The sequence below is a fragment of the Paraburkholderia sp. 31.1 genome, from assembly GCF_014397645.1.
GTDB lineage: Bacteria > Pseudomonadota > Gammaproteobacteria > Burkholderiales > Burkholderiaceae > Paraburkholderia > Paraburkholderia tuberum.
In genome coordinates, this window is record NZ_VZQN01000161.1 from 1 (window position 1) to 1,160 (window position 1,160).

A 1,160-nucleotide genomic window follows, 5' to 3' on the forward strand; every position below is an offset into this window, starting at 1 on the left:
AAGTGAGGCTCGCTCCAGAGCCAAATTCACCGAAACCGATCCTCATTTACTTCGTCATCCAGAAAAATTCCGCGCCATCCCATCTGCAAGCTCGGCAGCCCGGTCAATTAATCAGCGTTTCCCTAGGCCTAAGTCTTTCTGGCAGTTCGTTCGGCATGGCAAGAGAAGAAAATACCCGACAAGCTCTGTGGCATGCGTCGCCCCCGCCAAAGCTGCGCCATCTCCGTCGCGCGCGAGAATCCACATTGGGTCGTCTGCTCCAACGTCGGTCAACTCAACAATATTGCGGGAATTTGGTCTCATATATCTAATCGCTGCCTCGGGGATACTCGACGATAAATGAGACAGGGTGTCGGTACTTCGAGGCGAACACCTCGGGGTGAAATGCAAACATTGTCGAGTGGATGCCCCGGGTGATATCGAACCAACCTCGCGCGGCGACGAGTGGATTAATCGCTCAGAAGACGCTTCAATTCCTCGAGAAACGAAGCGGTCGTATAGCCCCACAACTCCGGGTCGAAATCTTGCCCGTAATCCGTTTCAAACGCTGAATCCAGATCATCCGGGTGCTCGCTTATGAACGAATCTATTTCGTGGATCATTTCGAGATGGCTTTCCCGTGGGCAGTCCCTCCTGTAGCACGAAACAATTTCCGGAATCGTTTCTCCCCATAAATCAGAATCCTGATTAAGGTATGCGCCAAACAACTGATAAAGTTTCGGGTAACGCTTTGACAGCATAATTTTCGCCTTCATCCAACATATGCGGTAAGAATGTAGTACGGCATTCCATTGTAGGTTTGATATTTCAGTACAACGACAACCTCATTCATCCGCGTCATTTTTCCTGTCTGTCGTGCAATTCCATAGCCGACATCACTCGCCACACGCTGCGTCAGTGTGAGGGGGCCGCCACTACCTGAGCACTCCGCCCATTTCCTGATTTGTGTCGTATGGGCGCGCATTACTTCTGATATTGCCCATTCCGCCCGCTCCAGGTTCGTGAATGAAGACACTCTTTTTCGATGCGGTTCAAGTCATAGCGTTATACACATTTCGTTGTCCGCGCCGCCCGCGCCAGCAAGCCGTTTACATTCAATGACTTGGAGGCTGGGCTTGTAAACTTTGGCCGAATCGCGTCTACTCTTGCAATTTGGGCGG

Annotated in this window: 2 protein-coding genes; both read right to left on the reverse strand. The window is 51.3% G+C overall.

Features of this window, described 5'->3' with window-relative positions; all coding sequences use genetic code 11:
• Window positions 1-449: 449 nt before the first annotated feature.
• A complete protein-coding gene (locus F6X37_RS35775; protein ID WP_262420169.1) occupies window positions 450-755 on the reverse strand; it encodes a contact-dependent growth inhibition system immunity protein in 306 nt (101 codons plus the stop codon).
• Window positions 752-1,015: an RNase A-like domain-containing protein gene (locus F6X37_RS38155; protein ID WP_410451573.1), complete on the reverse strand. Its 264-nt coding sequence runs from the start codon at window positions 1,013-1,015 to the stop codon at window positions 752-754. The genes F6X37_RS35775 and F6X37_RS38155 overlap by 4 nt, the downstream gene beginning before the upstream one ends.
• Between the last annotated feature and the right edge of the window lie 145 nt (window positions 1,016-1,160).

Excerpts from the sequence above, each read along its gene's own strand:
- F6X37_RS35775 (WP_262420169.1), bottom strand. The coding sequence starts at position 755 with ATGAAGGCGAAAATTATGCTGTCAAAGCGTTACCCGAAACTTTATCAG.